Source organism: Streptomyces sp. GDS52, from assembly GCF_052246875.1.
In the GTDB taxonomy this organism is placed as follows: domain Bacteria; phylum Actinomycetota; class Actinomycetes; order Streptomycetales; family Streptomycetaceae; genus Streptomyces; species Streptomyces cathayae.
This window is the reverse complement of record NZ_JBQQCR010000003.1, coordinates 55,408-76,488: the sequence shown is the minus strand read 5'-3', so window position 1 is coordinate 76,488 and position 21,081 is coordinate 55,408. Positions and strand designations below refer to the sequence as shown.

Annotated in this window: 33 protein-coding genes and 1 pseudogene; 32 read left to right on the top strand and 2 right to left on the bottom strand. The window is 71.2% G+C overall.

Translation table 11 applies throughout. The annotated features are described in order from the left end of the window. Nucleotides 1-27 precede the first annotated feature (27 nt). From ACTWJ9_RS33355 to ACTWJ9_RS33340, 4 genes are all read left to right on the top strand, one after another. Nucleotides 28-243, top strand: coding sequence for a hypothetical protein (locus tag ACTWJ9_RS33355; RefSeq protein ID WP_443296256.1), 216 nt, complete (start codon nucleotides 28-30; stop codon nucleotides 241-243). A gap of 211 nt (nucleotides 244-454) precedes the next feature. Then, nucleotides 455-1,399 carry a hypothetical protein gene (locus ACTWJ9_RS33350; protein WP_443296255.1) on the top strand — a complete coding sequence of 315 codons (945 nt, stop codon included), beginning with the start codon at nucleotides 455-457 and terminating at the stop codon, nucleotides 1,397-1,399. Between the two features lie 82 nt (nucleotides 1,400-1,481). Next, nucleotides 1,482-2,273 (top strand): DciA family protein, encoded by a 792-nt coding sequence (locus ACTWJ9_RS33345; RefSeq protein WP_443296254.1) that lies wholly within the window; start codon nucleotides 1,482-1,484, stop codon nucleotides 2,271-2,273. Between the two features lie 69 nt (nucleotides 2,274-2,342). Next, entirely contained in the window at nucleotides 2,343-2,573 is a 231-nt protein-coding gene (locus ACTWJ9_RS33340) for a hypothetical protein (RefSeq protein WP_443296253.1), read from the top strand. 91 nt (nucleotides 2,574-2,664) lie between these two features. Here ACTWJ9_RS33340 and ACTWJ9_RS33335 read toward each other — a convergent pair whose 3' ends face one another. Both ACTWJ9_RS33335 and ACTWJ9_RS33330 read right to left on the bottom strand, forming a co-directional pair. After that, nucleotides 2,665-3,591, bottom strand: a complete 927-nt coding sequence (locus ACTWJ9_RS33335) for a hypothetical protein (protein WP_443296252.1) — start codon at nucleotides 3,589-3,591, stop codon at nucleotides 2,665-2,667. After that, nucleotides 3,588-4,733: a ParA family protein gene (locus tag ACTWJ9_RS33330; RefSeq protein ID WP_443296251.1), complete on the bottom strand. Its 1,146-nt coding sequence runs from the start codon at nucleotides 4,731-4,733 to the stop codon at nucleotides 3,588-3,590. The genes ACTWJ9_RS33335 and ACTWJ9_RS33330 overlap by 4 nt, the downstream gene beginning before the upstream one ends. A gap of 906 nt (nucleotides 4,734-5,639) precedes the next feature. Between ACTWJ9_RS33330 and ACTWJ9_RS33325 the strand changes: the two genes are divergently transcribed. The 28 genes and pseudogenes from ACTWJ9_RS33325 to ACTWJ9_RS33190 all read left to right on the top strand — a co-directional run bounded on the left by ACTWJ9_RS33325 (nucleotide 5,640) and on the right by ACTWJ9_RS33190 (nucleotide 20,935). Next, nucleotides 5,640-5,906, top strand: a complete 267-nt coding sequence (locus ACTWJ9_RS33325; protein ID WP_443296250.1) for a hypothetical protein — start codon at nucleotides 5,640-5,642, stop codon at nucleotides 5,904-5,906. 149 nt (nucleotides 5,907-6,055) lie between these two features. After that, on the top strand, nucleotides 6,056-6,694 hold the full coding sequence (locus ACTWJ9_RS33320) for a hypothetical protein (protein ID WP_443296249.1): 639 nt from the start codon (nucleotides 6,056-6,058) through the stop codon (nucleotides 6,692-6,694). 119 nt (nucleotides 6,695-6,813) lie between these two features. Further along, nucleotides 6,814-7,044, top strand: coding sequence for a hypothetical protein (locus ACTWJ9_RS33315; RefSeq protein ID WP_443296248.1), 231 nt, complete (start codon nucleotides 6,814-6,816; stop codon nucleotides 7,042-7,044). Between the two features lie 198 nt (nucleotides 7,045-7,242). Continuing rightward, the gene (locus ACTWJ9_RS33310) at nucleotides 7,243-7,575 is read left to right on the top strand and encodes a hypothetical protein (RefSeq protein WP_443296247.1); all 333 of its coding nucleotides are present in this window, start codon (nucleotides 7,243-7,245) and stop codon (nucleotides 7,573-7,575) included. 2 nt (nucleotides 7,576-7,577) lie between these two features. Next, on the top strand, nucleotides 7,578-7,790 hold the full coding sequence (locus tag ACTWJ9_RS33305) for a hypothetical protein (protein ID WP_443296246.1): 213 nt from the start codon (nucleotides 7,578-7,580) through the stop codon (nucleotides 7,788-7,790). A 28-nt stretch (nucleotides 7,791-7,818) separates the two neighbouring features. Then, the gene (locus ACTWJ9_RS33300) at nucleotides 7,819-8,298 is read left to right on the top strand and encodes a DUF6197 family protein (RefSeq protein ID WP_443296245.1); all 480 of its coding nucleotides are present in this window, start codon (nucleotides 7,819-7,821) and stop codon (nucleotides 8,296-8,298) included. Between the two features lie 22 nt (nucleotides 8,299-8,320). After that, nucleotides 8,321-8,548 carry a hypothetical protein gene (locus tag ACTWJ9_RS33295; RefSeq protein ID WP_443296244.1) on the top strand — a complete coding sequence of 76 codons (228 nt, stop codon included), beginning with the start codon at nucleotides 8,321-8,323 and terminating at the stop codon, nucleotides 8,546-8,548. Next, on the top strand, nucleotides 8,545-8,928 hold the full coding sequence (locus tag ACTWJ9_RS33290; RefSeq protein WP_443296243.1) for a hypothetical protein: 384 nt from the start codon (nucleotides 8,545-8,547) through the stop codon (nucleotides 8,926-8,928). The genes ACTWJ9_RS33295 and ACTWJ9_RS33290 overlap by 4 nt, the downstream gene beginning before the upstream one ends. A gap of 114 nt (nucleotides 8,929-9,042) precedes the next feature. Further along, on the top strand, nucleotides 9,043-9,837 hold the full coding sequence (locus ACTWJ9_RS33285) for a hypothetical protein (RefSeq protein WP_443296242.1): 795 nt from the start codon (nucleotides 9,043-9,045) through the stop codon (nucleotides 9,835-9,837). Beyond that, on the top strand, nucleotides 9,834-10,055 hold the full coding sequence (locus tag ACTWJ9_RS33280; protein WP_443296241.1) for a hypothetical protein: 222 nt from the start codon (nucleotides 9,834-9,836) through the stop codon (nucleotides 10,053-10,055). Before ACTWJ9_RS33285 ends, ACTWJ9_RS33280 begins: the two co-directional genes overlap by 4 nt. Then, nucleotides 10,048-11,016: a DUF5131 family protein gene (locus tag ACTWJ9_RS33275; RefSeq protein ID WP_443296240.1), complete on the top strand. Its 969-nt coding sequence runs from the start codon at nucleotides 10,048-10,050 to the stop codon at nucleotides 11,014-11,016. Before ACTWJ9_RS33280 ends, ACTWJ9_RS33275 begins: the two co-directional genes overlap by 8 nt. A gap of 214 nt (nucleotides 11,017-11,230) precedes the next feature. Next, entirely contained in the window at nucleotides 11,231-11,839 is a 609-nt protein-coding gene (locus tag ACTWJ9_RS33270; RefSeq protein WP_443296239.1) for a hypothetical protein, read from the top strand. Between the two features lie 83 nt (nucleotides 11,840-11,922). Further along, nucleotides 11,923-12,618, top strand: a complete 696-nt coding sequence (locus ACTWJ9_RS33265) for an HNH endonuclease (protein ID WP_443296238.1) — start codon at nucleotides 11,923-11,925, stop codon at nucleotides 12,616-12,618. Nucleotides 12,619-12,650: 32 nt separating this feature from the next. Beyond that, a pseudogene (locus ACTWJ9_RS33260) lies at nucleotides 12,651-12,896 on the top strand (WhiB family transcriptional regulator); the annotation flags it as partial. 725 nt (nucleotides 12,897-13,621) lie between these two features. Beyond that, complete coding sequence (ssb, locus tag ACTWJ9_RS33255) at nucleotides 13,622-14,131, top strand: single-stranded DNA-binding protein (RefSeq protein ID WP_443296237.1); 510 nt, start codon at nucleotides 13,622-13,624, stop codon at nucleotides 14,129-14,131. A 159-nt stretch (nucleotides 14,132-14,290) separates the two neighbouring features. Beyond that, entirely contained in the window at nucleotides 14,291-14,617 is a 327-nt protein-coding gene (locus tag ACTWJ9_RS33250) for a hypothetical protein (RefSeq protein WP_443296236.1), read from the top strand. A gap of 189 nt (nucleotides 14,618-14,806) precedes the next feature. Then, the gene (locus ACTWJ9_RS33245; protein WP_443296235.1) at nucleotides 14,807-15,151 is read left to right on the top strand and encodes a hypothetical protein; all 345 of its coding nucleotides are present in this window, start codon (nucleotides 14,807-14,809) and stop codon (nucleotides 15,149-15,151) included. 40 nt (nucleotides 15,152-15,191) lie between these two features. Further along, nucleotides 15,192-15,374 (top strand): hypothetical protein, encoded by a 183-nt coding sequence (locus ACTWJ9_RS33240; RefSeq protein ID WP_443296234.1) that lies wholly within the window; start codon nucleotides 15,192-15,194, stop codon nucleotides 15,372-15,374. 50 nt (nucleotides 15,375-15,424) lie between these two features. After that, nucleotides 15,425-16,297 carry a hypothetical protein gene (locus ACTWJ9_RS33235; protein WP_443296233.1) on the top strand — a complete coding sequence of 291 codons (873 nt, stop codon included), beginning with the start codon at nucleotides 15,425-15,427 and terminating at the stop codon, nucleotides 16,295-16,297. 128 nt (nucleotides 16,298-16,425) lie between these two features. Further along, the gene (locus tag ACTWJ9_RS33230; protein ID WP_443296232.1) at nucleotides 16,426-16,881 is read left to right on the top strand and encodes a hypothetical protein; all 456 of its coding nucleotides are present in this window, start codon (nucleotides 16,426-16,428) and stop codon (nucleotides 16,879-16,881) included. Beyond that, nucleotides 16,878-17,222, top strand: a complete 345-nt coding sequence (locus tag ACTWJ9_RS33225; protein ID WP_443296231.1) for a hypothetical protein — start codon at nucleotides 16,878-16,880, stop codon at nucleotides 17,220-17,222. The genes ACTWJ9_RS33230 and ACTWJ9_RS33225 overlap by 4 nt, the downstream gene beginning before the upstream one ends. 151 nt (nucleotides 17,223-17,373) lie before the next feature. Continuing rightward, nucleotides 17,374-18,225: a hypothetical protein gene (locus tag ACTWJ9_RS33220; RefSeq protein WP_443296230.1), complete on the top strand. Its 852-nt coding sequence runs from the start codon at nucleotides 17,374-17,376 to the stop codon at nucleotides 18,223-18,225. After that, entirely contained in the window at nucleotides 18,222-18,578 is a 357-nt protein-coding gene (locus ACTWJ9_RS33215; protein ID WP_443296229.1) for a response regulator transcription factor, read from the top strand. Before ACTWJ9_RS33220 ends, ACTWJ9_RS33215 begins: the two co-directional genes overlap by 4 nt. A gap of 40 nt (nucleotides 18,579-18,618) precedes the next feature. Then, nucleotides 18,619-19,182, top strand: a complete 564-nt coding sequence (locus tag ACTWJ9_RS33210; RefSeq protein ID WP_443296228.1) for a GIY-YIG nuclease family protein — start codon at nucleotides 18,619-18,621, stop codon at nucleotides 19,180-19,182. A gap of 103 nt (nucleotides 19,183-19,285) precedes the next feature. Next, on the top strand, nucleotides 19,286-19,537 hold the full coding sequence (locus ACTWJ9_RS33205; RefSeq protein WP_443296227.1) for a hypothetical protein: 252 nt from the start codon (nucleotides 19,286-19,288) through the stop codon (nucleotides 19,535-19,537). Then, on the top strand, nucleotides 19,534-19,866 hold the full coding sequence (locus ACTWJ9_RS33200; protein ID WP_443296226.1) for a hypothetical protein: 333 nt from the start codon (nucleotides 19,534-19,536) through the stop codon (nucleotides 19,864-19,866). Before ACTWJ9_RS33205 ends, ACTWJ9_RS33200 begins: the two co-directional genes overlap by 4 nt. Then, the gene (locus tag ACTWJ9_RS33195; protein WP_443296225.1) at nucleotides 19,863-20,312 is read left to right on the top strand and encodes a hypothetical protein; all 450 of its coding nucleotides are present in this window, start codon (nucleotides 19,863-19,865) and stop codon (nucleotides 20,310-20,312) included. The genes ACTWJ9_RS33200 and ACTWJ9_RS33195 overlap by 4 nt, the downstream gene beginning before the upstream one ends. Continuing rightward, nucleotides 20,309-20,935: a nuclease-related domain-containing protein gene (locus ACTWJ9_RS33190; protein ID WP_443296224.1), complete on the top strand. Its 627-nt coding sequence runs from the start codon at nucleotides 20,309-20,311 to the stop codon at nucleotides 20,933-20,935. The genes ACTWJ9_RS33195 and ACTWJ9_RS33190 overlap by 4 nt, the downstream gene beginning before the upstream one ends. The last annotated feature ends 146 nt before the right edge of the window (nucleotides 20,936-21,081 follow it).

Here is a 21,081-nt window from a genome sequence, read left to right as displayed (position 1 = left end):
CAGCCGAGCAGGACACAGGAGACCACCATGACCGCCGCCGCCACCCGCAAGCAGCACAAGCTCACCAAGGCCATGGAAACCGCCCTGCTCGCCGACCCGACCGGCGACGACGCCATCGGCTCCGAGCGCACCGTCATCGCCCTCATCGACCGCGGACTCGCCTACCCCCGGTGGAACTGCCTCGCCCCGAGCCGACTCACCCCCGCCGGCAAGGAGGCCCGTACCGCGCTCCGTGCCGCCTGACCCGCCGACCAGCGCACCCACAACCCAACCTCCCGAGGGGAGGTGGCTCTCCGGCAGATTCCGCGCACCGACCAGGCCCCGGACGCCGAACCCCCTGCGGCGCCGGGGCCTTCGCATGCACCACAGCAGGGGGCAACGCCCCTTCCCGCATTCGCGTACGACACCAACCAACTGCCATCACTGCGGGCGGATACCGCCTCGAGGAGACCCGATGACCACCGAACCCGCCCTGCGCCTGCTGTCCCTCGGTGCCGGCGTGCAGTCCACCACCCTGCTGCTCCTCGCCGCCGAAGGCCGGTTGCCCAAGCTGGACGGTGCGATCTTCTCCGACACCGGCTGGGAGCCCCGCGCCGTCTACGAGCACCTGGACCGCGTCGAAGCCGAGATCGCCCGGCCCGCCGGTATCCCGATCTACCGGGTGTCCGCCGGGAACATCCGCAACGACGCCCTCGACCCGGTCCACCGGTTCGCGTCGATGCCCCTGTTCATCAAGAACCCCGACGGCGGCGACGGCATGACCCGCCGCCAGTGCACCTCCGAGTACAAGCTGAAGCCGATCAAGGCGCAGGTGCGGCAGCTCCTCGGCTGCCCGCACCCCAAGCCGATACCGCGCGGCACGTTCGCCGAACAGTGGATCGGCATCTCCCGCGACGAGTTCGGCCGCGCCAAGGACTCCGGCATCGGCTACCTCAAGTCCTGGCACCCGCTGCTGTACCTGGACGGTGCCGCCGACGGCCGCGAAGGCTGGACCCGCGACGACTGCCTGCGCTACCTGCGCGCCAACGGCTGGGCGTCCACCCCGAAGAGCGCCTGCATCGGCTGCCCGTTCCACGGCAACGCCCAGTGGCGCCAGCTGCGCGACAACCACCCCGACGAGTGGGCCGACGCCGTCGACTTCGACCGCTCCATCCGATCCGGGAACGCCCGCGGCAACGCCAACGGCAAGCCGCTGCTCGGTGAGGCGTACCTGCACCGCTCCCGCCTCCCGCTGGACCGGGCCCCGATCGACCGCGTCACCGCCCACGAGTGGGCGAGCAAGCAGACCGACGTCTTCGGGCAGATCGCCGACACCGAGCTGGAGCAGGGCGACCCCGACGGCTGCTCCCCGTGGGCCTGCCGCTCCGGCCAGCCCGTCGACACCAGCGAAGCCGCCTGAGCCCTGCCCCAAGCGTGCCCCGCCCGGACATCCGGTGCGGGGCCATCGACTGACCGGCACCTGTCCCTGCCGAGGAGCATCTGTGACCGCCACCCCGCCCACCTCCGGTGCCGACCTCGCCCGGCAGGCCCTCGCCGCCGCCCGCAAGGCCGCCACCACCCGGCCCACCCAGGACCCGCGGAAACCCCGCCGCACCCGGCCCGCCCGCGGCACCGGCCGCGACCCCCAGGGCCTCGGCACCATCCTCGGCAAGCTCACCGCCGAACAGGGCTGGGAGGACGGCCTCGGTGGCGGCAACCTCCTCGACCAATGGCCCACCATCGCCCCCACCGAACTCGCGTCGACCGTGCAGCCCATCGCCTACGACCCCGACCGCGGCATCCTCGAACTCCGCCCGTCCAGCCCCGCCTACGCCACCCAGGTCCGGCTGTTCCAGCACCAGCTCGCCAAGCACCTCAACACCCAGTTGGGCCGGCCCGCCGTGCGCAGCATCCGCGTCCTCGCCCCCAGCGCCACCGCGACGGCCGCCACCACCGGTCCGGAGCCGGAGCAGCCCAAGCCGTCGGATGCGCCGGTGAAGACGAGGGAGACCGCCAGCGCTGGCTACCGGGCGACCCTCGAGGCCGTCTTCGCCCACCGGCCGGACCGGCAACCCACCGACCCGCGTATCGCCGAAGCCCTCGCCCGGCAGGAGACCGCCCTGCGCGCCCACCGGCAGGACGAGGGCGAGCACCGCGACGGCGAGTGGGAGACCGACCGGCTCACCACCGGCCAGGACGGCCCGGCCGACACCATCCGCCGCGCCGCCCTCGCCCGCGCCCGCCACGAACGCGCCGGCGGCGAGGTGCCCCGGCGGCTGTTCGGCGCCGCCTGAGCCGGGGGAACGCCCGGCGGTTTCTGCGGCACCGTGATGTGCGATCAGCACGCACGACAGGAGCCCCCGATGACCACCACCGTCCGCGCCCGCCGCATCCCCGGCCAGCAGGTCACCCTCACCACCCCCGGCCCGGAGGCCGCCCGGGACGCCGCCCGCACCCTCCGCCGCCCACCCGGGCCACGCCGCGAGTGGCCACGCCCGCAGCTCGTCCACGACCACGCCAGCCTGTTCCGCGAACCCGCCTACGCCGACGGGCAGCCGTACGCGGCCGACGACGACCTCGAGGACGACGAGTAGGTGGTGACCAAATGGTCACCACCTTTGGGTCAGACAGACGACAAGGTGGTGACCATTTGGTCACCACCTCGAGGCGTCGCCTCCGACAGGCCTACCGCTCCAGGTTCCCGGCCAGTTCCTCCAGCAGCTCACGGACCGCGCTCTCGAGCTGCTCAGCCTCCCGCCGCGCCAGAGCCGGATCCTTCGCAGCAAGAGCACGGATCCGCTCCACCGCCTTCAGTGACTCCCCCGCACCGGCCGACGACTTCTCCGCTTCCCTCTTCTCCTCCAGGACTGGCAGTTCCTTCGGCGGGGCGTAGCCGAGGAAGTTCGCCGCCTCCCTCAGCGCCGTGTCGGCGACGTTGCCGTGCCGGGCCGCCTCCACCCACGTCTCCCGCACCGCCTCCGGGCCGTGCGTGTCCAGGATCGGCACCAGCACTCGCAGCGGGCGTTCCTTCAACTCCTGCGTCGTGATGTCCTCGAGGGCCTGCGCGACACCGAGTACACGGATGACGTTGTTCGCCTGGTGCTTCTTGATGCCGAACCGGGCCAAGGTCAGGTCGCCGAAGGTGTCGTACCCGGCCGTCTTGTGTAGCTCTTCCTCCTTCACCGCACGCAGTCGCAGCCCGAGCCCGATCAGCCGCTGCTGCTCCGCCCGCTCATGATTGGCGCGGGCCGCGTACTGCACGGCGAGGATGCCACGGGAGTAGAACTCCAGCCGCTCCGCCGGGTCGCTACTGTCCGGCTCGGTGAACTCCGGCATCGGCAGATAGCCGGCAGCCGCCACCCGCGCCGACGTAACGGCCCCGCCTGAAGCCGCAGGCGTCAGGGGCTCAGCACGCCCCGGAGCGGACTGGGCGGGCACGGCAGCGACAGGAACCGGTGTCGGGGTGGGCGTCGCCGCGGCAGCCTGCTGCGCCCGCAACTGCCGCTGCCCCTCCTCCCACTGCCGCAACTGCTCCTCCCGGGACGGATCCCCCGCCCCCGCCGCGCCGCCGACGACCGGGATCGGCGGCGGCACCTTCCTCTTCGCGCTCATGCCGCCAGCTCCTTCGCCAGCGACCGCATCACCGCGGCCTGCCCCGACTCCGGGGCATGCTCCAGCAGCGGCACCTGATAGTCCGACGCCTCCCGGCCCTCGATCGCGTCCTTCAGCGTCGCCAGCACCCCCGGCGTGGTGAGCTCGTTCCACCCGTCGTAGAAGGAGCGGGTCACCACGCCCTTGCGGGCGTCGTAGGCGTTCACGACGAACCCCAGCTGGTCCACCACCGCCCCCGTCATCCGGCAGTGCGTCACGATCTGCTCGTTCAACATCTCGTAGGCGTCGAACGACGACCGGTCCGACCACACCGGCATCAGGATCCCCGAGTGGTCGATCAGCTCGCCCGGCCGGCGCTGCACGTAGTTGATGGCCAGGTCTATGGCCAGCCCCAGGTTCGGCGGCCCGTCCAGGACGATGACGTCGTAGGATTCCTCGAGCGGACCGAGCGCCCGCGCCAGGCAGGTGTCCCGGCCGACCTGGAGCAGCGCCAGCTTCGCGTCCATCAGGAAGGCGTCCTTGGAGGCGGGGAGCGCGTGCAGCCGGCCACCGAACCGCTCGTGCGGCAGTGCCACCAGGGAGCGGGCCAGGTGCTTGTCGGCCTCGCCGAGCATGTGCTTGAGCAGACTGTCCGCGCCGTCGGGCAGGCCGGGGATCTGGAGCCGGCTGGTGAGGTGTCCCTGCGGGTCGTAGTCGACCAGGAGGACCCGCAAGCCCGCTTCGGCCATCGCCTGCGCCAGCCCGGAGGCGACGAACGTCTTGCCGACGCCGCCCTTCTGGTTGCCGACCAGGATTCGCTTCACCGGCTGCGAGACCCGCCGCTGCGCAGGGGAGGGGTGCGCGGTCAGCCACAGGCTGATGGCCTGCGCCATGCTCTGCACCTTGGTCAGGCCGCGGGCCTCGCACTCCTGCGTGAACCGGGCGGGGGTGCCGGCGGGGAGGAACACGCCCCACGATCTGGAGCCCTTGGTGTCGGCTTCGGGAGCGGACGGGGTGTCGAGCCATAGGCTGATCGCGGAGGTGGCCGCGTCCTGCATGTTGAGGCCGTGTTCGGCGGCTCGGATGCGGAGGTCTCTGCGGAGCTCAGGCGTCAGGTTGACGAGCAACTTTTCGCGCGGCGTGTCGGCGTCTTGAGTGGTCATGGCGAGCAAATTACCAGGCACCCTCGTTGGATCCCGGCACCCGGTGCATTCCGAGCGGGTGAATGCTGCGGACAGGGCTGCACGCTGCGGTCCAACCATTGTTGACACGTTGTCGAATAGTGCTGGTTGTCGGGGTCTGGTGTCAGCCTTTCGGATGACTCTCTTTACCGGCTCTTGCCCGAGGTGATCGTTCCGTCTTTGGCTGGGGGCGCCCCATCCACCGGCGGTCGGCCGTCCAGCCAAGGGCCCCGGGGTGTTCGGTGAGGAGAGCGCCGTGGTGCTCTTTCGCAGCCCTCCCGGCACCCCGCGCCCCGGCCGCGACACCCCACCGCCCCGACCCGCACCCCCCGCACACCGACGCCCCTTCAATCGGCGGGGCATCGCCCCTACCAGCACGCCGACATCCGGGACTACACTCGCGTCAACCGACGGGTGGGCCCCACGGGGCAGGCCTGTGAGGTCTCAGGCCCTCGTGCCAGGCCCGGAGCGTTGTCGGCACAACCGCCCCGCGAACCGGCACGGGGGCCACCCTCTGCAATTCCACGGACAATTTCACGCCGCGCGCACCACCCGTGACGAACTTGCCACCCAGGCAAAGAAACCGGTCACAGCAGAGTGAAAGTCCCACCCCGCATTACCCACCCACTTCGATCGGTGGGACAGTGGCCTCCCGCGGTGTGGACTGGCAGCCGCACCGTGGACCCGGGGCCCGCCGGACCCGTCCGGCGGGTACGAGACCCTTCCCATCATCTGCCGGAGGAGCGGGGCGCTACCCCTATGTCCGCAGCAGAGCATGCCGCCTCAGACCGCACCTACATGAACGCCAGCCCGCCCGCGCCCGTAATCCACCTCAGCAAGCGCCGACGGCGCGGCGAACACCAGGCGACGAGGGGGCGGCGGCCGGCCATGACCACACCACCCGGCAACACGGGCCCGACAGAGGAAGGGGGGCGCAGCGCGCTCGAGGAGTTCGCGAACGACCTCGAGATGTCCTTCAACGACGTCGACAGGTCCCTCACGAACCCCGAGACGTCGGCCGTGTTCCTGCGGACCCTGGACATCTGGGAGCGCACCCTCCAGGGCTCCCACGCCAACGGCATCATCGACGCCGGGCAGCTCGCCGAGCTCACCGCGGTGCTCCAGGGCATGCGGGAGGCGCCCCGCCTGGTGTGACCGCCGGGATCCTCCGGGTTGTCTGAATATGCCGGGGATTCTTGCCTGTTGCGGATGAGGGCCAGCACCCATTCCCGCAACAGGCCGTTGATCATTTGTGGCCGCCCGTACAACTTGTGGGGCGCGCGTGCCATCATGGGGCGTCCGGAATGACCCGGAGCACAACGTCCGGCCCCCGGCGCGCGCCCCGCACCCTGTACGGACTCCCCGCGCCCCCGGCGGCCGGCAGAGGGGACGGGGACCCGCTCATGCACCACACGGACGACACGGACAGTGCAGCAGCACTCCTGCGGCAGCTCTCCGCCTACTTCAGAGAACACCCCGTCACCGGACCCGTCGAAGGACGCGCCCCCACCAGAGCCGCCCCCGCCCCGCTCAGCCTCGCCACCCTCGACCACGTCACGCAGAGCGTACGAGAACTCACGGACCTCACCGACGCCGTGAATGCCGAGCCCAGCCCCCTGCCCCGGAATGTCCAGGACGTGTACGCCTGGTGCGTCGCCAACACCGAACACGCCCCGGAAACCACCCAGCAGCGCCGCGACACGGTCATCTACCGGCAGTACCTGGAACACGCCATCCACGCCGGCGACTGGCGCAGGGTCATACGCCCCCACCGCTGCCCCGAATGCCGCACCTTCAGTCTCATGTGGAAGGAAGGGCGCGCCCTGTGTACCAAATCCGAATGCGTCGACGCTGACGGCATGTCCACCACCGTCACCCTCGCTCGGCTCGCCCACGAGCATGTGGCGGCCCGGAAAAGTCTCCGGCATGTGAGCGCAACCTGATCCGGGGTATGTGAGTCGTACCCAGCGCCAGCCCCACAACTGCACACCCACACCACACCCGTATCGGCGTTGCTGTCAGCTGCGAACTGCGGCGCCGCCGAACCCGGGAGGCCCTCCTCATGGCCACAGCATTCCTCAGCCCCTACACCGCCCGCGACGAGATCAAGCTGAAGGACGCGGTCGAACTGTTCCGCGAGACGGGCCACCCCATCTCTCTGACCACGCTGGAGCGGCAGAGCAGGGCGCGCGGCGTCGCGCTGGTGCGGCGCGGCCGGGCGAACTTCGCCTCGTGGTCGGACCTGCTGACGGTCCACGCGGCGTGGGTGGACGCCCGCGACACGCTGCCCTGACCCTGGGCGCCCCCTGAGACGGCCCCCGGTTCTCTGCACCCCCAGTGCGGGAGCCGGGGGCTTTCGCATGCCCTGCCGAACCCAATCCCGTCATACGCATTGCACTGCCATGCGTAGCGCGGTACGGTGGACGCGCCAAGACGGCAACAGCCCACCCGCCAGGGCCGATTGCCCCGTTCTGCCCTCCCTGGAGCCACCGTGGCCGCGACGACCCTCGCCCCCGCACGCCCCGAAGCCGACTACAACACCCTCACCGAGGACCAGCAGGACCGCTTCGACCAGCTGATGGAGCAGGCCGACACCGCCGGCACCACCGACCACTTCCTCACCCTCATGGCCCACGCCGCCAACCTCGCCGGCATGCGACTCCCGGCCAGCGGCGACATACGCCGCTGCGGCTGCTCCTGCGTCTGCGGCCACATCTTCGACGCCGAAGACCCCGACGCCCACGTCATCGAGTGGACCGGCGGCTACAACCTCGGCCGCGTCCAGTGCCCCACCTGCACCGACCGGCACCCCGAAACCGCCTGACCATGGAGACCCTCGTGAAGATCAGCCCGCGCATCGACGAGTTCGAGAACAACGTGCACCACTTCTGGAAGCGGACGATCAACGGCGTCACGTTCTCCTTCGTCCACGTCAAGGTCTCCCGCCTCGGACAGCCGTACATGGGGGTCTCACGCATGGACACCGGCGCCCTGGTGCGCTGCTCCTGCCCCCGCTCCGACTGCCCTTTCGCAGTCTGAGCCACCCTCCAGAACCGTCCGGCCGCGCATGACCACCGCACTGCGCGGCCGGACGCACCACCCCCGCCAGGAGGCCAGCATGAACGCCACGGACCTCATCCTCCGTGAAACCGCCCGCATCATCGACTTCCGCGGGCTGCACACCGGCTCCCAGTTCGCCACCAACACCGGTCGCCGCTCCAGCCTCGAAGCGCCACTGGACATCTGCGCAGCCGTCTACGCCGCCGCCACAGGCCAGGTGCCCGACGTGTTCTACACCGACGAGATCGCCTCCCTCACCCTCATCGAGTCCAGCGAGCCGGCCATGGCCGCGATCCGCGCCATCTCCGCCGCCCTCGGCTCCGATGTGTGCGAGACGAACGGCGTACCGGACTACATCGAGCACGTCTCCAACTGGACGGCCACCCGCGCCCCGTTCGACATCGCGCCGCCCACCACCGGCGAGGTCATCGACCGCATCCACCGCGCCGCCGACCTCGCTGCCCGCCCCCAGACCGACGCCGCCTGACACCCCGAAGGAGCCCCACGCCATGAGCCTCATGACCCCCGAGCCGACCGCCACCAACGGCGACTCCTACAACGACGGCCTCCTCGACGGCGAACTCGCCGCCATCACCCACCTGTCCTCCGCCCGCGTCCACGCCCGCGCCGCCATGGCCGACCCCCACGACCCCCTGTACGCGCAGGGCCTCATCGACGGCTACCTCCACGCCATCGCCGTCAACGCCGCCCTCATCGAGAAGGAGCAGACCGCATGAGCGCCCGCGACTTCATCGCCAAGGCGATGACGCACAAGCCGGTTGTCTGCTCAACAACCGCATCGAACGCCCTGGACACCTACCGCCGCGAGGTCCTCGCCAAGGCCATCGGTCGTCTCCGCGCCATCCCCGTCACCTGCACGGCCCTCACCGGGCCCGTCTGGTACGGCGACGGCTGGAACGCAGCGATCACCGAACTGGAAGAGATCGCCGACTACCAGAAGCCCGACGACGAGACGTACCCCGGCGAACTTCAGCGGCTTCGCGCGCTCGCCCTCGCCACCCGGGTTGCGCTCCGCAAGGGCGACTTGGCCGAGGTGCAGCGCGTCATGGACGCCCACGTCGCCTCGGAGGAGACCGCAACGGCAGGCCAGCGGTGACCTGACCCGACGGCATCGCCATCGCCGTCGGGCTCACCGCCCTCACCCTCACCCACCAGCACCAGCACCGGAGCACCACCAGCCAGCAGCACACCAGCAGGACGGAGCACCGCAATGGCCCGCACCCCCAGCACGGCGAAGAAGACCAGCAGCAGTCCGGCGAAGAAGACCACGGCCGCGAAGAAGACGGCCGCCCCCGCCCGGACCCCGCGTAAGACGGCCGCCGCCAAGACCGCGACCGCCAAGCCGGACACGCCCCGCCTGTCCCTCGTCAAGCCCGTCAACCTGCGCAAGCCCGCCGACCTCCGCGCCGGACTCCCCACCCGCGACCGGGACTGGATGACCGACACCCAGGGCTACGCCACCCTCGCCGCCCGCATGGTCGGCATCACCACCCCCCGCATCCACGACTGGCGCGACCACCGCGACAACACCGCCACCCGCGCCCTCACCGACGGCAGCCACCTCCACTACACGCTGCCCACCCGCACCCTCACCTGGCACGCCGTCTGCCCGCAGGGCGCCATCCACCGGTACGTCCTCGGCTCCCCCTCCACCAACGCGGCGGCCCGCGTCCACGCCGACCGCTGCACCACCGTCCACGCCGACCTCACCCACATCCCCGCCCTCACCCCCGACGAGCTCGCCACCTACGGCATCCACACCAGCCCCACCCTGGACCGCACCCTCCCCGGCGAACCCGAGACCACCAGCAAGGTCGTCCCCCTTCCCACCCCCGAACCGGAGCCGGCCCCGCGCGCCCTGGGCGACCAGCTCACCCACTCCCACGCCGACACCACCGACACCCAGCCTCTCTCCCGCGAGGAGATAGCCGCCGGCCTCGAAGCCCGCGCTGGCCTCGAAGCCCGCGCCGACCACGACCAGATGAAGGAGCACCCCGAGCCGTGACGACCGACCCGGCCTACGTCGCCGACCTCGCCACCCAGATGGCCACCCGACGCCCCGACCTCCTCGCCCTCGCCGAAGACGAACTGAAGGCCTTCCGCGCGTTCAAGGCCACCGTCGCCGCCTTCATCCACAACCCCGCCATCGCCCACGACATCCGCACCAACCTCGCCCGCGACCTCGGACTCCCCGCACCCACCCCGGAGAAGACCCATGGCTGACACCAGCAAGATCGAATGGACCGACGCGACCTGGAACGTCGTCACCGGATGCGACAAGGTCTCGCCCGGCTGCGACAACTGCTATGCCGAGACGTTCGCCGAGCGGTGGCGCGGCACCCCCGGCCACCACTTCGAGACCGGCTTCGACGTCACCCTCCGCCCCGAGCGGCTGACCATCCCGCTGAAGTGGCGCAAGCCGAAGCGTGTGTTCGTCAACTCCATGTCCGACCTGTTCCACAAGGGCATCCCCGACGAGTACATCGCCCAGGTCTTCGCGATCATGGCGCTGACGCCGCAGCACACCTACCAGGTGCTTACCAAGCGGCACGCCCGCATGCGCACGCTGCTGAGCGACCGCACGTTCCTGGCGAGGGTCGACCACGACCGGGAACGGTTCCAGCCCGGGTGCGGTGACTTCGCGTGGCCGCTGCCCAACGTGTGGCTGGGGGTCAGCGTGGAGAACCAGAAGTGGGCCGACATCCGCATCCCCGCTCTCCTCGGCACCCCGGCCGCCGTCCGCTTCCTGTCCTGCGAGCCGCTCCTCGGACCTGTCAAGCTGCCGTTCTTCGAAGAGGTCGACGACTGCACCTGCGGCTTCGGCCCTCCGGACTTCCCGCACTCCCCGGACTGTGGCCTGACCCCCGGCCCCGCCTGGGGAAACCTGCACTGGGTTATCGCCGGTGGAGAGTCCGGCCGCAAGGCCCGCCCCATGCACCCCCAGTGGGCCACCAGCCTCCGCGACCAGTGCGCCGCCGCCAACGTCCCGTTCTTCTTCAAGCAGTGGGGCGAGTACGCGCCCACCGGCTACCTCGTCATCGGCGGCACCAGCAAGGGCGTACTCCTCGTCGGAGACCCGGTCGATGACCTCGGACACCGCGTCGAACTCGCCCGCGTCGGCAAGGCCAAGGCTGGCCGCGAACTGGACGGGCGGACCTGGGACCAGTTCCCGCGCACCGCGTGAACGCCTACCTCGCCGGCTGCCACGGCAAGACCCGCTTCCCCAGCCGCAGAGCCGCCCGACGCCGCGCCCGACAGATACGCGGCCAAGGCGGCCCCCGCTTCAAGCAGTACCGCTGCCGGTGGTGCAGGTCCCTCCACCTGGCCCACCGGCCCGGACTCGCCACCCACCTCCGCACCGGCCCCCACGGGCCCACACCCGTCCAGGAGATCCCACTGTGACCACCCTCGCCCCCGACCCGGCCCCGATCCCGGCCGCCCTCGCCCCACCCATCGTCGTCGGCGTCGACCCCAGCCTCACCGGAACCGGCATCGCCTCCAGCAACGGCTGGTGCGACGTCATCGGCTACAAGCGCGCCCGCGCCAAAGACCCCGGCATCACCCAGCTCCCGCACGCCGAACGCATCGCCGCCATGCGCAGCCTCCTCGGCCAGGTCCTCGAATCGATCGGCCGCCCCGCCCTCGCCGTCCTCGAACTCCCCGCCGTCTCCCGCTCCGGAGGCGGAGCCCACGAACGCGGCTGGTTCTGGTGGCAGCTCTACAACCAGCTCACCCGACACGAGATCCCCGTCGGACTCCTCGCCCCCAACGCCCGCGCCCTCTACGCCACCGGCAAGGGCACCGCCGCCAAGGGCGCCGTCATCGAAGCCGTCACCCGCCGCTTCCCCGCCTGGACCACCGAAGGCAACGACAACGCCGCCGACGCCGTCGCGTTGATGGCCGCCGGCCGTGACTGGCTCGGACACCCCATCACCGACCTGCCCAAAACCCACCGGGCCGCCCTCGACAAGGCGACCTGGCCGACCCTTCCCGGAGACCCGCGATGAGCACGACAACCCGCCTCGGTAGAACACCGGCCTCGGATCAGGCGAAGCGGCACCCGCTGGACACCCGGGAGAAGCGGACTCCGGTGAACTACGCGCTGCGCGCCAAGGGGATCCCCGCCAAGGCGTGCTCGGTGTGCTGGGTCATCAAATCGACATCCCTGTTCAACAGGAAGAGCACGGCTTCTGACGGCCTGGATCCTTACTGCCGGGCCTGTAACAGCGCGAAGCACGCCGACCGCAAGGCCAACGATCCCGCGTACAGCCAGAGGCACCGCGATTCGGCCCGCACGTCGGCCCGTAAGCGCTACCCGGTCAGGCGCGAGGTCATAAGCGAGCAGAACAGGAAGCGTCGCGCCGGCTATGTCACCGCGAACGAGCACCGGGCGAAGGACCCGAATGTGTTACGGCGCTGCGGCGGCCAGTGCGGGCAAATGCTTCCTGAGACCGAGTTCCGTCTGAACCGCGGGGTGAAGGACGGTCTGCGCGGTCGTTGCAACCATTGCTCGGACGCCTGGAAGAGAGCGCGCCGCGCTTGCCTGGAGGCCTACGGGGAGCCCGTCGGCCAGGTCTGCTACCTGTGCGGCCTCCAGATCACGGTGAAGTCCGAAGCGTGGGTGGACCACGTCATACCCCAGTCCCAAGGCGGGCCGGACACGGCCGACAACGTCCGCTGGACGCACGACATCTGCAACCTTCGCCGCCAGAACTGGCCCCTCACGCCCGAGCAGCTTCGACGGTTCAACGACACCGCCCTCACCCTTCCTGGAGAAGCCCAGTGACTCTCAAGACGACATCTTTCAGGTTGACCGGCCTGACGCCCGCCACCGGTGACTGGCGTACCGCTGCCGCCTGCCGGACCGCGGACCCCGAGCTCTTCTTCCCGGTCGGCCACAGCCCTCAGGCCATCGCGCAGGAAGCCGAGGCCAAGAAGATCTGCTACCGGTGCCCGGTGATCGAGCGCTGCCTGGGGTGGGCGCTGGAGACCGGGCAGGAGGCCGGCGTGTGGGGCGGCCTGGCTGAGGACGACCGGCGTGCGATGAAGCGGAAAGCGGTGCGGCCGATCGTCATCCCGGAGCCGAGCAGCCCGAGGAGCAAGTCGCACAACTACCCGGGTTACGCGACCGCGGCTGACGGGATCCTCGGTACGCGTCTGGAGGAGGTGCAGCGGCTGGTGGGCCGGAACGCGTCGGCGCACGAGATCGCGTCTGCCCTGGGTACGAACATGACGACGGTCCGGAAGGTTTTGGAGCGGCTGGCGCAGCCGGTCGACGACGCCGCGCAGGAGGTGGACCACGCTGCGGTGAACCGGTTCGTGCAGGGCTTCACTGCGGAGGTCAAGGATGCGGACTTCCTGGCCGGGGTGCAGATCTGTGTCGGCCGGGGGATGACGCTCGCGGACGTCGACCGGCTGCACGGGTGGGAGGAGCGGACCGCAGAGAACCGGGTGAACCGGATGCGGAAGCGGTACAAGCGCGGCGGGCGGGAGTTTCCGTCGCTGGCGCAGCCGTCGGTGCGCCGGTTCTCGGAGGCCGAGGTCGTGGCGATCCGGAAGAAGTCGCGTGCGGGGGCGACGGACCTCGCGTTGGCGATGTCGTACGACGTGAACCGGGAGACGATCCGGTCGATTTGCCGGGGGCTGAGCTATCGGCAGTTCGGTGGTCCGCTGCGGGCGGCCCGGAGCGGTGTGACGACGGAGACGTCTCGGGAGTGGGTGGCCGGGCATGCGGCGAACTCGCGTGCGGCTCGTACGGAAATGAAGCAGAACGAGATGGAGGAAGTGGCATGAGTCTGCCGATGCTGAACGGAACGGCCCGGCTGATCGACACGCCTGAGCTGCGTTTTTCTGCGCAGGGCACGGCGGTCGTGAAGGTGCGGCTGGCGTTCAACGCGAGGAAGAAGGACGACAGCGGCCAGTGGGTCGACGGTGACTCGTTCTTCATCGACGGGAAGCTATTCGGGCAGCACGCCCAGAACATTGCCGACAGTCTGGAGAAGGGCATGGAGGTGGTGGTGTCGGGCCGGTTGAAGACGGAGCGGTGGGAGACGCGGGAGGGGGAGAAGCGGTCGGGTCCGTCGCTGCTGGTGGATTCGATCGGCCCGTCTCTGCGGTTCGCGACGGCCCGGGTGGAGAAGACCGGCGGGTCCGGGCAGGGGCGTCAGCGGTACGAGGAGACGCGGCGTCAGTCGTCGCGGGAGGGGCGTCAGGATCCGTGGGCGTCGGGTGTGCCGGGTACGTCGCCGGCGTCGGGTACGTCGGACGCGGGGGCGTGGGGGGAGGAGCCGCCGTTCTAGAGGCGAGCGGCGTGCGGTGAGGGGTCTGGCCTGCGGGTCGGGCCCCTTTTCGTGTGCCCGTACCCCCAATCCCGCCTTACGCATTGCACTGCCATGCGTAGCGCGGTACGGTGGAACCCATCCCAGCCCCACCCACGCACCCAACCCTGCGAGGCCTCCATGACCACCACCGCCCGCATCGCCCAGCTCCGCGAGTCCATCGCCCGCCGCGCCCTCACCGCCGCCGGCACCCCGGCCGACGCCCGCATCCTCGACGTCCAGCGCGTCGGCACCGTGTTCATCGTCGCCACCGAGGAGCCCACCAACCGCTGGGCCCCCTACGCCGTGGAGACCTTCCGCGTCCCCGCCGCCGACGACACCGACCGCGACTACGAGCCGGGTGAGGCGCCGAAGATCTGGTGCGCGCTGGCCGGCTGGCTCGGTGCCGGCGCGGACGAGGTGCCCGGGATGCTCGCCAAGGCCGCCGCCTACGCCCGCACCGCCTGACCGCCCCAGGGCCCGGCCTCCCCCGGCCGGGCCCACCTCACCTCCTGAAGGGCCCACGCATGCCCTGCGACTGCGGCGCCACCCCCGAAGAGGCGGCCGCCAGCATCCACGCACCCGACTGCACCCGCCACCACCTCCCCGCCGACGACCCGTCCGACCACTACCAGCACTGACCGCAGGAGGCCCCCAATGCTCGGAATGATCGCCGTCGCCGACGTCCTCGACATGCTGACCCCGGACGACGACGACACCCCGGACTGCCTGTACGTGCGGGACGTCCTGCCCCACAAGCGCACGTCCGAGCACTACGCCCGCCTCCTGGAGGAGATCCGTGCGGACGGCATGGCCCTCCCCATCATGATCCGCACCAGCCACGGGCAGCCCTGGCTGGTCGACGGCCACCACCGCGTCGCCGCCGCCGAGGAGCTCGGCATCACCCACCTCGTGTGGTCGGACCTGCCGGTCGAGATCGAGGACCACCAGTTCAACTACACGATGCGCGGCTCCTGGGGCCCCTACCGGCCCGCCGCCTGACCTTGCCCCGTCCGACCACTACCACCAGTAGGAGCCCCGCATGGCCACTGCCCTGAGCCCCCTGGACGCCCTCTACGCCGAACTGATCCCGTCCCGCCCGGAGTCGGCGCCGTCCTCCGGCCCGTGGACCGTAGCGGAGCAGGACGCGCACTGGGCGCGGTTGTGCGAGGCCGTCGGCACCCCCGGCGCGTCCCGCCCGGTGGCCCACCCGTCGACCGCCTGACCCGTAGCCCCTCCGACCACTACCAGCACTGAACGAAAGGCCCCACCACCGTGACCGTGTACGCCCTCAAGCACCCCGACGGCCGCTGGCTCTACCACCTGCCCAAGCCCGACACCTTCCGGTACGCGACCGACTTCGCGGTCTTCGCCGACGGCCAGCCCATGACCGCGCTACACGGCGACTGGTGGGCCACCGACCGTGAGGCCACCCGACTCACCGCCACCGCGCAGCCCCGGCCGAAGACCACCGGGTACCGGTTGAAGGACTCGTCCGTGGAGTCGGTCCGCTACCCGGCCACCCTCACCGTGGAGCAGTTCAACGACCGTGTGGACGACGACGAGGACTCCCTGTGGTCGTTCTACACGAGCGTCGCCGAGGAGCAGCCGCCGCTAGAGCACGTGTACGACGGCCCGGTCATGGTCTTGGAGGGCCGGGAGCCGCCGGCCCCGAACGAGCCGCAGTGGGTCGCCCAGCTCCCTCATGTGCTCACCGAGCGGCCCGAGTACCGGCACCTGTTTCCCGGCCACATCCCGGGCCTGCTCTCTCACCTGATGCGGGTCTTCAAGGGCATGCCCCGGGTGGAGCACGTCTTCCACAACTTCCAGGACCGGCCGGGCGTGTACGTCAGCGTGCGCGTCCCGTACGACGAGCCGCGCACCGAGTGGCGGGCGTACACCGGCCGCAAGGGGCAGCCGCTCAAGTCGGGCCGGAACGTGCACGTGACGGTGTCCCGGTCCCTGACGCTGCCGATCCCGGACCGGGTGGCCGCCGACACCTACGATCAGGCGCTGGCCCTGTGGGAGCAGCAGGTGGAGCACTGGACCGGCGTTGTGGAGGCCGCCTCGGTCGCCGCGTGCAGCCACTGCGACGGCAAGGGCTACGTCGTGGACGGCTCGAAGAACTACCCGCACTCCGTGCACTGACCCGCGGCCCCCACCCCTCGGGGGCCGCTCCCGGCCGCGCACCCCCGGCGCGGCACCCCGCCCCACCCCGCACCCCCCCGGCGGGGTGGGGCGCCCCCTTCGTCCGACAACTCCCCCAGGAGAGGACCATGAGCGGAGCACTTCCCTGCCGGGGCCATGAGGCCCTGTACGACATCGTCCTGTTCGGCGACGGCACCCCGCAGGAACGCCAGCAGGCCGTGCACCGGGCCGCCGCCCTGTGCGGCTCCTGCCCCGTCCCGTGCGACCAGAAAGTCACCGCCGACACCGCCCCCAGCGAACTGCTCCTGCTCGAGCCAGGCTGGATGCCGCCCGAGCGGGAAGGCAAACCCGAGCCGGAGCCCCGCATGCCGGCCCGCAGGAAGCGCGCCCGGCAGCCGAACATCAAGGTCGGCGCCGACTACGTGCCCTCGAACCGGCGGGTCGCCGCGTGGGCCGAGATGTGCGCGGACCGGGCGGCCCTCGGGCACGGCGTCGCGGACATCGCCGCGGACCTGTGCGTCAGCGAGGACACCGTCACCCAGCTGATCGCCCTCGGCCGGAAGGCGCGGGGGTGGGCGGCATGAGCCGGAAGTGCACCTGCCGGCACTGCGTCGCACCGACCGTGCAGGCCGTGGTGGAGCCGGTGCACGAGCCGGTGCAGCTCCCCGACCGGCCGCGCCCGTTCCGGGTCCATCACGACGGCCGCACCCAGGACTGCGTGCTGCACCCGGACGGGACCCTGACCGCCGCCATCGGCGGGGAGGTGCGCCGGAACTTCATGACCTTCGACGAGATGCGCGAGCGGAACTGGTCCACCGCGCACATCGAGTGGGATCCGGCACCGCGCGCAGACGAGCCCGCCCAGGCCGCCGAAGCCGAGACGCCCGAACCGGTCCAGGGCCACCTCGAGGGGTTGGCCGCCTGATGACCGCGTTTCTGCTGTATCCGCTGGCCGTGCTCGAGCTCGGGCCGCGCCTCCTCGCCCACACCCTGCGGGCCGTCACCGCCCGCACCACCCAGCCCTGACCCGCCCAGCCGCCCCCGACCGTGGGGCGACCCCCAACCCTGGAGACCCGATGACCGACACCACCGACACCGAGAAGACCCAGACCCCCGAAGAACTCCTCACCGAACTCGCACAGCTCCACATCCGCACCATCGTCCCCCCGTCCCCGAAGCACCCGTCCGCGTTCGGATGGCAGGCCATCGCCGGATGCCAGGCGGCCGGGTTCGCCCGCGCCCTGCACGCCCTGATGGAGGTCGCCCCCGTCAAGGCGGCGGAGATCACCGACTGGTTCCAGGGCCCGTTCGAGGAGGGCCCGGACCCGGAGGAGCACACGGACTGGATCGAGCGGACCGTGGCGGGGGGTGATGTGGGCCTGCTGGAGGCGTGGATCACGGAGGCGCGGCGTCTCGCGGAGGAGGCGAAGGCCAACACCGAGGCCGGGGATAAGGAGCGGCGCCGCATGGCCGACAAGACCCCGGCCGCCGTGTGCGCCGAGTGCGGTCACTCCCGTGCCGGGCACCGGGAGGGCGACGACCCGGTCACGCCCGGCGAGTGCACGGCGTGCCCGGACGACGAGCGGCACGACTACCGGCCCGCCACCGATGGGGAGCCCACGCCCCTCCGCTGGGGCCTGGACGACGTGATGCACGGCGACGACGACACCACCACCGTGCTGCTGTCCGGGCCGTCCGGTGAGCCGTACTGGCTGGAGCTGGAGCCGGAGCGGGCCGCCGCACTGCGGGAGAGCCTCGCCGGGCCCGAAGAGCCGGCCGCCCGGGTCGGCGAGGAGCTGACCAGCGGGGTCCAGCAGTGCGGCCACGACGACTACCACGACCCCCACGAGTGGCACGACAAGCCGCACCTCTGGTGCCCCGGCCACAGTGCCGCCGGCGACGCGTCCCGGGACGGGGCCCGCTCGTGACGACCGCCCCCGCCCGGCCGGGCCCGACCACCCCCACCGGTGGCGGGCCCGCCCCGGCGCACCACATGCGGATCCACCCCCGTGCCCTCACCACAGTGCCCCGCACCTACCTCACCGCCCGGGAACGGCAGGCCCTCGTGCTCGCTGCGAACGGGAAGACGAACGGCGCCATAGCTCGGGCGCTCGGGTTGAGCGAGGAGACGGTGAAGTCCCGCATGCAGGTGATCCGCAGGAAGTTGCGGGCGCAGGACCGGACGCAGGCGGTCGCGGTGGCGCTCGCGCTGGGGGTGCTCGCGCTCGAGGACATCGTGGTGCCGCCGGGCGCGAACGCCGGATACCGCGCCACCACCTGACCTGAAGAAACGCAACACGACCATTCCAGAGAAGGGCTCTATGTCCGCATTCATCGCGTGCGCCTCAACGGAGTGCTCCACGCCGGCAGCGTTGTTCATCGCCGACATCCCCGTATGCGAGGAACACCGGAAGGCACTCCATGGCTACTTCACTCAGCGAACCAAGCCGGGACCCCGAATCGACATGGCGGAGATCTTCCGCCTTCAGAAGGCGCAGCAAGCCTCGAGGGTGTGCATCAGCAGCCGGGAGGCTTTAACGCCTGCTCAGAGTGCTGTTGCTCCGGACGCTGCTGAGGAGATGGGCTGCGTCTACTACATCACGTGGAGACGTGACGACCGGTTCGTCAAGATCGGCACGACGCGAACGGCGAGCCGCCGCTTCAAGGACTTGAACGGGCCAACCGGGGACCGTATCCGGCTCCTCGTGGCGGAGCCCGGAAGCTACGCGCAAGAGGCGCTGCGCCATGAGCAATTCGCGAACCTGCGGAAGCCGCGCACGGAGTTGTTCGACTACACGCAGGAGATCGTCGACCACATCGCCAAGCTGCGCCAGCGGTTCCCGCATTACCGCGACTTCACAGACGTTGGCATGTCCTACGACTGATCTACAGAGCGTAACGAAAGTCTCCTCTGCCCACCGTTGGGCGCCTACTCACCGTCACACCGCCACCGGCGGGCAAGACCGATCACGCCCGGAAGGGGCCCCCATGCGTCGCATCCGCCCACACCTCCACCTGACCGCCTACGCCCTCACCGGGGCCGCCGCCGGGACCGGCAGTGTCCTGCTCTGGCTGCGCCTCCTCGGACCGGACCGCCCCCGGTGGCTGCTGATGCTGATAGCCGGGGCCACGGCCCTGCTGGTGCTGCGGGTGGCGGCCGAAGTGCAGCACCGGCACGGGAGCCGTCGGCCCCGCCGCGCCCACGCCCGACCCCACCACGCCGGAAGGACCACCACGTGAGCATCTGGGCCACCATCTTCGACCTCGAGGACGATCCGCCCTACGTCTACCAGGGCTCCCACGTCCTGCCCGCCGACGACGACCCGCGGGACGACGGCGACGCGGTGCAGCTCGCCCTGGTGCCGTCGCACATCACCCGGGACGGCCGGGACGACCGGCCGGAGGACGGGGTGCCGTGGCCGTGGCTGCGCCTGTCGCTGCGGTCGGAGGACACGGTGCTGGGCCGGTCGCAGGTCGCGGAGATGCACCGGGCGCTGGGGGCGTGGCTGGAGCAGACACAACCCCCGACCACACCAACCCACCACAACACCACGAGGAGTGCACGATGACCGCAGCCCGTTTCGCCGCCGCCTACGCGGCCCTCGCCGCCGCGCACGAGGTCGCCGACCACTGGGTGCAGACGGACCGGCTCGCCGTCGCCAAGGGCCGCCCCGACCGTGACGGTGTCATCGCCTGCGCCGAACACGTCATCACCTACACCGCCACGCAGGCCGTCGCCCTGCACGCCGTGCACCGGGTCACCGGAGCCCGGCTGTCGTGGAAGCGGGCCGCGGTCGGGCTCGCCGTGTCCGCCGTCACCCACTACGTCGCCGACCGGCAGGGCGGGCACTGGCGTGACGAGGACCCGAAGGGCATCGTCCGCCTCGCCGCCGAGACGGGGCACGCTGGATGGCTTCAGCGGGACCCGAACGCCGGCTACCTGATGGACCAGGCGTGGCACAAGGGGTGGATCGCTGTGGCTGCGCTGATTGCGGGCAGCGGGGGCGACCGGTGAGCGCGGCGGGTGGGTCGGCGGCCCGGTGGGGCCGGGAGCAGCGCCAGGCGGCCCGCAGGGGCCCGTGGCGGCGTGTCTTGGCCTGGCTGGGCCTCAACCGTGCGGCACGCCGTGCGGACGCCCGTGCCGCCCACTGCGAGGCCGGAGCGGTCGGTGAGCAGCGGACCGCGGACCTGTTACGGCCGCTCGAGGCGCAGGGCTGGCGCGTGTTGCACGACCGGGCCATCCCTGGCGCCCGTCACGCGAACGCCGACCACGTCCTCATCTCGCCCGGGGCGCTCGTGTTCCTGGTCGACTCGAAGCTGTGGTCGGGCCGGTTCCCGGTGCACGGGATGGACGGACGGCTGTGGCACGGCAAGGTCGCCCGGGACCGGTCGGTGCGCGCCGTGCGGTACGAGGCCGGGCTGATCGGGAGGGCGTTGGGGGTGACCGTGCAGCCGGTGATCGCCGTGCACAATGCGCCGGTGGACGGCGGCGGGTTCTTCGTGGAGGGGGTGCCGGTGGTGCCCGCGGACCGGCTGGTGGAGGTGCTGCGGGGCAACGACGGGCCACGGCAGGCGGGGGCGGCGTGGCTGGGGAAGCTGGCCGCACGACGTCTACCGGAGTATCCGGGCGGCCCGTAGGGTGGGCCCGCCACATTGGGGGGCGCCCACCGTGGTTGACGACGAGGCCCGCCGCTTGGGGACTTCCCCGGGCGGCGGGCCTCTTTTCGTGTTTCTGGGCCAACCCCTTGCCACAACGCCTCACTGTGAGGCATTATGGAGTCACG